The sequence below is a fragment of the Bacillus sp. FAU20 genome (assembly GCF_056033865.1).
Map to the genome: position 1 here is coordinate 23,406 of NZ_JBVYHY010000001.1, position 6,000 is coordinate 29,405.

General features: G+C 34.0%; 7 protein-coding genes and 1 pseudogene. 6 read left to right on the forward strand and 2 right to left on the reverse strand.

Annotation, left to right across the window (positions count from 1 at the left end; translation table 11 throughout):
- The first annotated feature begins 164 nt into the window (after positions 1–164).
- Positions 165–830, forward strand: a complete 666-nt coding sequence (locus AC0OM3_RS00130) for a lytic polysaccharide monooxygenase (protein ID WP_000742279.1) — start codon at positions 165–167, stop codon at positions 828–830.
- Between the two features lie 160 nt (positions 831–990).
- The gene (ppaC, locus tag AC0OM3_RS00135; RefSeq protein ID WP_000416865.1) at positions 991–1,920 is read left to right on the forward strand and encodes a manganese-dependent inorganic pyrophosphatase; all 930 of its coding nucleotides are present in this window, start codon (positions 991–993) and stop codon (positions 1,918–1,920) included.
- Between the two features lie 318 nt (positions 1,921–2,238).
- On the opposite strand, the gene AC0OM3_RS00140 is transcribed toward ppaC, so the two are convergent.
- Positions 2,239–2,427 carry a DUF4017 family protein gene (locus AC0OM3_RS00140; protein ID WP_000789486.1) on the reverse strand — a complete coding sequence of 63 codons (189 nt, stop codon included), beginning with the start codon at positions 2,425–2,427 and terminating at the stop codon, positions 2,239–2,241.
- A 241-nt stretch (positions 2,428–2,668) separates the two neighbouring features.
- Here AC0OM3_RS00140 and AC0OM3_RS00145 point away from each other — a divergent pair, with 241 nt between their 5' ends.
- The 4 genes from AC0OM3_RS00145 to AC0OM3_RS00160 all read left to right on the forward strand — a co-directional run bounded on the left by AC0OM3_RS00145 (position 2,669) and on the right by AC0OM3_RS00160 (position 5,796).
- The gene (locus tag AC0OM3_RS00145) at positions 2,669–3,118 is read left to right on the forward strand and encodes a DUF6884 domain-containing protein (protein ID WP_000824872.1); all 450 of its coding nucleotides are present in this window, start codon (positions 2,669–2,671) and stop codon (positions 3,116–3,118) included.
- A gap of 289 nt (positions 3,119–3,407) precedes the next feature.
- Positions 3,408–4,142 carry an N-acetylmuramoyl-L-alanine amidase gene (locus AC0OM3_RS00150; RefSeq protein WP_474210970.1) on the forward strand — a complete coding sequence of 245 codons (735 nt, stop codon included), beginning with the start codon at positions 3,408–3,410 and terminating at the stop codon, positions 4,140–4,142.
- 428 nt (positions 4,143–4,570) lie between these two features.
- Positions 4,571–5,401, forward strand: coding sequence for a GH25 family lysozyme (locus tag AC0OM3_RS00155; RefSeq protein ID WP_000540620.1), 831 nt, complete (start codon positions 4,571–4,573; stop codon positions 5,399–5,401).
- 221 nt (positions 5,402–5,622) lie between these two features.
- Positions 5,623–5,796: a hypothetical protein gene (locus AC0OM3_RS00160; RefSeq protein ID WP_474210971.1), complete on the forward strand. Its 174-nt coding sequence runs from the start codon at positions 5,623–5,625 to the stop codon at positions 5,794–5,796.
- Here AC0OM3_RS00160 and AC0OM3_RS00165 read toward each other — a convergent pair.
- A pseudogene (locus AC0OM3_RS00165) lies at positions 5,797–6,000 on the reverse strand (hypothetical protein); the annotation flags it as partial.

Here is a 6,000-nt window from a genome sequence, read left to right on the forward strand (position 1 = left end):
GCGGTGTTAAAATAGTTAATTATAATCTAATTAACGCACTAAATGAATTTGAGAAAGTTTTTAGAGGGTTCTTTTAGTAATGATTCTCGTCTTATAATAAATGTAGAGAAGATGACTAGCCAACTATAGTTATTTTCGCTTTATTATGGGAAGGGGATGAAAGAATGAAAAAGAATAGTTTACAAAAGATGAAGAAAGTTATTTTAAGTGGTGGCGTATTACTTACGGGATTATTAACATTTGGATTTTCAGAAAAGGCTTCAGCTCATGGATATGTAGAATCACCAGCGAGCCGATCTTATTTATGTAAGCAAGGGGTAAATGTAAATTGTGGACCGATTCAATATGAACCTCAAAGCGTAGAAGGAATAGGTGGATTTCCGCAACTAGGACCTTCTGATGGACAAATTGCAGGGGCTGGTCATTTTCCCGCTTTAGATGTTCAAACTGTAGATAGGTGGAAGAAAGTTACGTTAAATGGCGGGACGAATACATTCAAGTGGAAACTAACGGCTCCTCATAGTACGAAAGAGTGGAAATACTATATTACGAAAAAAGGTTGGAATCCCAATAAACCTTTGACGCGATCAGATTTAGATTTAGTGCCATTCTATGTGAAAAATGACGGTGGAGCTAGACCAGGGACAACAGTAACGCACGAAGCGAATGTACCAACTGACCGTAGTGGATACCATCTTATTTTAGCTGTTTGGGAAATTGCAGACACTGGAAATGCGTTTTATCAAGTTATAGATGTAAACCTTTTGAATAATGGCTTATCCTCAAATTTCGCTTTTAACAATGTAGTGCAAGCTCCTACATTATTTTAATTGAAACATACATTTCGATCATCTAATTCATTTTAGATGATTTTTTTTATGAAAATGATGAAAAATATAGAAGAAAGTGCAATTATTTATAAAAAAATATGCTTTAAATATTGTCATATTTGCTTCTTTAAGATATCCTTTTCATGAAGAGGTGGAAAACATGGAAAAAGTACTAGTTTTCGGGCATAAAAACCCAGATACAGATGCAATTTGTTCTGCAATTGCTTATGCAGAATTGAAAAAAGAATTAGGAATGAATGCTGAGCCTGTACGTTTAGGCGAAATCAGCGGTGAAACTCAATTTGCGTTAGACTATTTTAAAGTAGAAGGACCGCGTTTTGTTGAGACAGTAGCAAGCGAAGTGGACAACGTTATTTTAGTTGACCATAACGAGCGTCAACAAAGTGCTAACGATATCGAATCAGTTCGTGTGTTAGAAGTTATTGACCATCACCGTATTGCTAACTTTGAAACAAGCGATCCTATATACTATCGTTGTGAGCCAGTTGGCTGTACAGCTACAATCTTAAACAAAATGTACAAAGAAAATGGCGTAACAATTCGTAAAGAAGTTGCAGGTTTAATGTTATCTGCAATCATTTCAGATTCTTTACTATTCAAATCTCCAACTTGCACAGAACAAGATGTAGCAGCTGCTCGTGAATTAGCGGAAATCGCTGGTGTAGATGCAGATAACTACGGCTTAGAAATGTTAAAAGCTGGTGCTGACTTAAGCGGAAAAACAATGGAGCAATTAATCTCTCTTGATGCTAAAGAATTCCAAATGGGTAATGCGAAAGTTGAAATCGCACAAGTAAACGCTGTTGATACAAACGACGTTCTTGTACACCAAGCGGAACTTGAAAAAGTAATTTCTGCAGTAGTAGAAGAAAAAGGTTTAGACCTATTCTTATTCGTTGTAACTGATATCTTAACTAACGATTCTGTCGGTCTTGCGATCGGTAAAGCAGCAAACGTTGTTGAGAAAGCATACAACGTATCACTAGAAAACAATACAGCTACTTTAAAAGGTGTTGTATCTCGTAAAAAACAAATCGTACCAGTATTAACAGAAGCATTCCAAGCTTAATCGTATTGCGTACAGATGAACAGTAAGGACAAGTAGTCAGATTGGCTACTTGTCCTTTTTTATTTATAATAAGCAGAAATTTTTAACTTTTAAACAGTCGCATTGTGTATGCTTAATGATATGGAAGTATTGAAAAGTAAATTACAGGGGCTTTTTGAAAAAATATTGCATCTGTTTCAAAATTAGAGAGCTGGATTTCGGAGGAACTGCGTTTAAACGCTGAAATACAGATGTTGCGTTTAACTTTTTAGAAGAAAGGATATAAAGTTTTGATTAACGAATTAAAATAAGGATAGCGTTAGCTATCCTTATAATCGTTTATTCGTAAGATTTTTTCTTGTTTATATAAAATGTGATTATCGTAGTAATGAAGAAAATAGGTATCGCATACACTTGCCCAACAAATAACTTCCAGCCGACATAATTATAGCCTTCAGATGCTGGGATGATAACGGAAATAACGCAAACGATAAAATAGACTAATAGTGCAGGGATAATATTTTTCATTTTTATGAACCTCCCTTATTGTTTTATTAATACATACTTGTATTATAATTTAGTTTCATTATTTTGAAGAAAAAATGAAAAATTTTTTATGGTATTATAATATTTGCAATGAGAGTAATCTATAGTACGCATATGGTAAAATGTGTAATTTTAACTTTCAGAATTATTATATAGTATTTCGAGAAAAAAATGTACAAAATAACGAATTTTATTTACCAAAGTAAAGGGAGTAGAAATATATATGAAAAGGCTATGTATAATTCCATGCGGAAAAAAGAAAATTTGGGATAAACATTCAGACTACGGACCGATGGAAGCAAAAGATGTATATATTAGTCCGTTCGGAAAAGCATGTCAGGCGTACGCAACTATGTTTTTCGAAAACTGGGTTATATTATCAGCGAAACATGGATTTTTAAGACCAAGTGATATTGTATTAGAAAACTATGATCTTGCATTTGATTCAAAAAGCGATGAGGTAATAAGTATAGAGCAATTACAAAAACAGATGGTAGATAAAAGTTTACTACAGTTTGACGAAATCGTCTTACTAGCAGGGAAGAAGCATAAAAAAGTAGTGACAAAGTTATATCCAGAAGAAATGATTACATATCCGCTAGAGGGGTGTAAAGGAATTGGGTATATGTTGCAGAGGTTGAAAGAAGCTGTGAAGGAAGGGGAGGAAATATAGGTGTAGTTTCAGTGATTTTAAACTCTATTTATTTAGGGAGCTGAAAAGTAAAATAGAGTTTTTAGGCATCGCCGAAAGGGTGATGCTTTTTTGTTCGTGTCGTCATTCATGTAAAAGTAATTTAGAGAATAAATCATTCGATTTATGAAGCGATAGCTTTTTTATATCGAAAACAAATTGCGTCACTTTTAGAAAATATAGGACGTATGGGCACAGTTAAGATTGTAAGTGGGAATAGCAATAAGACAAGTTTTGAATAAGATATTAAGAAAGGAGATGTTGATGAATAATGGCTAGATATAGTTTGCACGGAGGACACAATAGTATTGTTCAAGGTGCTAATTTCGGGAATCGGAAAGAACACGTTCTAGATAGGCAAGTTAAAGATGACATGGCGGCTAAGTTAAGAGCCCTAGGACACACGGTTTATGACGATACGGACGAGGTAGGGGCAACTCAATCACAAAATTTAAATAATATCATTCGGAATAGCAATTCCCATGCTGTGGATTTAGTTATTTCTTTTCATCTTAATGCAAGTGATGGAAATGGACAGGGTGTTGAGGTTTTATATTATGATCAGAAAGATTTGGCGGCTAAAATCTCAGCTCAACTAGCAAAAGATATTGGATGGCGTGATCGAGGTGCGAAACAACGTACAGATTTAGCAGTATTAAATGGAACGAAGGCACCGGCTATTCTTATTGAATTAGGGTTTATTGATAATGAATCCGACATGGCAAAATGGAATGTTGATAAAATCGCTAATTCTATTGTATTTGCTCTTACAGGACAAACTGGAGGAGGTGCAGCGAATTTGCTCAAAGTAAAAACTGGTGGTGTAGCATTTAGTAATTTACAAGCTTTGGCTCAAGCTATGGTTGATGCGGGTATTGATGGACAAATTGTCGTTCAAAAAGATGGCATTGGTTATGCTATAACGAATGGCTATCCGTCCGGGAATATCGATAAATTTACAGCTTGGTTAGATGCACGTAAATGGTACTATGAGTACGTGAGATAAAACGAAAATTGGTTTGATTAAAAACTAAAAATTGTCTTATTTTTAGTTAACAAGTATATTAAGTAACTATAAAAATATGGACAATTTATATGTAAATTAGTACACAAAACCACCTGTCAGAAAGGTGGTTTTATTTATCAAGCTATTTGTGGGCGGTAAAATTCTCACCTCAAAATTCGGATGAAGCTAAGAAATTAGGTGGGAATTACACTGCTCGTAGCCTCCTACTAATTATCGTTTCACTTTATATAGTATAGAGTTTTGTAAATCTTTACTTATTAAACCCGTAATAATATTTTGTTTTCTCAATACATAAGCCGAATTTTAAATTATTACCCAATAATATAATACCTCTCATACTATTTATTAGTTGATAATAACAAAAAAACAAGCTTTGAATATAATAATGAAAAAGGAGATGTTAAATAATGGGTTATATTGTAGATATTTCGAAATGGAATGGCGACATTAACTGGGATATCGCAGCACCACAATTAGATTTCGTAATTGTACGTGTGCAAGATGGTTCAAACTATGTAGATCCTTTATATAAAAATTATGTACAAGCAATGAAAGCAAGGAATATTCCGTTTGGTAATTATGCGTTCTGTCGTTTCGTTTCAGTAGAGGATGCACGGATAGAAGCAAGAGACTTTTGGAACCGTGGTGATAAAAATGCAACAGTTTGGGTAGCTGACGTAGAAGTAAGAACAATGAACGATATGAGAGCGGGTGCACAAGCTTTTATTGATGAATTACGCAGATTAGGAGCTAAGAAAGTCGGTTTATATATTGCTCATCATATGTATGCTCCATTTGGAATGGCAAATGTCAATTGTGATTTTGTATGGATTCCTCGTTATGGTGGTAACAAACCGGCGTATCCATGTGATATTTGGCAATACACAGAGACAGGCAATGTGGCTGGTATCGGCAAGTGTGATTTAAATAAGCTGATTGGAAATAAGCCGTTAGCTTGGTTTACAAATCAAATTGTTGAGCCGATAAAAAAACAAGAAGGGGTTGGAATTATAGTGAATAAATATAACAAAGTAGTTACTTATGAATTTGGTGTAAATTTAATTTCTGACATGATTCAAATGATGGATAAGCTTGGATATACTTCTAAAATAATATCTCGTGGAGATAACCAAGGGCTTGTGTATTTCGAAACAGATTATCGTCAAGGGAACGAACTGGACAAAGCAACTGCTTGGTTAGATATGAAAGGAATTAAATATTTTTATACAAAAGAGTAGTTTGCTAAATAAAAATAAGAGCCGTCATGTGACGGTTTTTATTTTTATTTAATCTTTTAACTCTACTTATAATATGGAGAAAATAGACTAATAAACAAGCCTTTGTATACTTTCAAACATAGAATATGATGAATTCTATCAAGGAGGAAGCATATTTATGAGAAATACTTGTCATTGTGGACATTTTCAAGATTGTAATAAATTTTGGGATGATTTAATGTTTGGGAGATGTAGATGTAAGCGCAATGATTTTCACGAGTGTTGTTGCAAAGAGAAAACGAAGTGTGAGTGTGAAAAATGTCATTGTAAAACAAAAGCGAAATGCCATTGTAGGCATGAAGAGGAAGGGTATTAATAATAAAAAAGAGTACGATGCGTACTCTTTTTTGGGGTGATTATATTCCATCTTGAACAGATTTCTTTACAATTACCCATGTGTCTTTCTTTTTAACCGTTATAGCTACATTAGTTCCATTAGATTCCTTATAAAAGATATATCCATTGTTTGAGTTTACATATGTAACTGGTTCACCTATGCAATCTCGCGAACAGGATTTGTTGACTAGTTCAATTAAGGATAGTTCACTTGGATCGGTTAT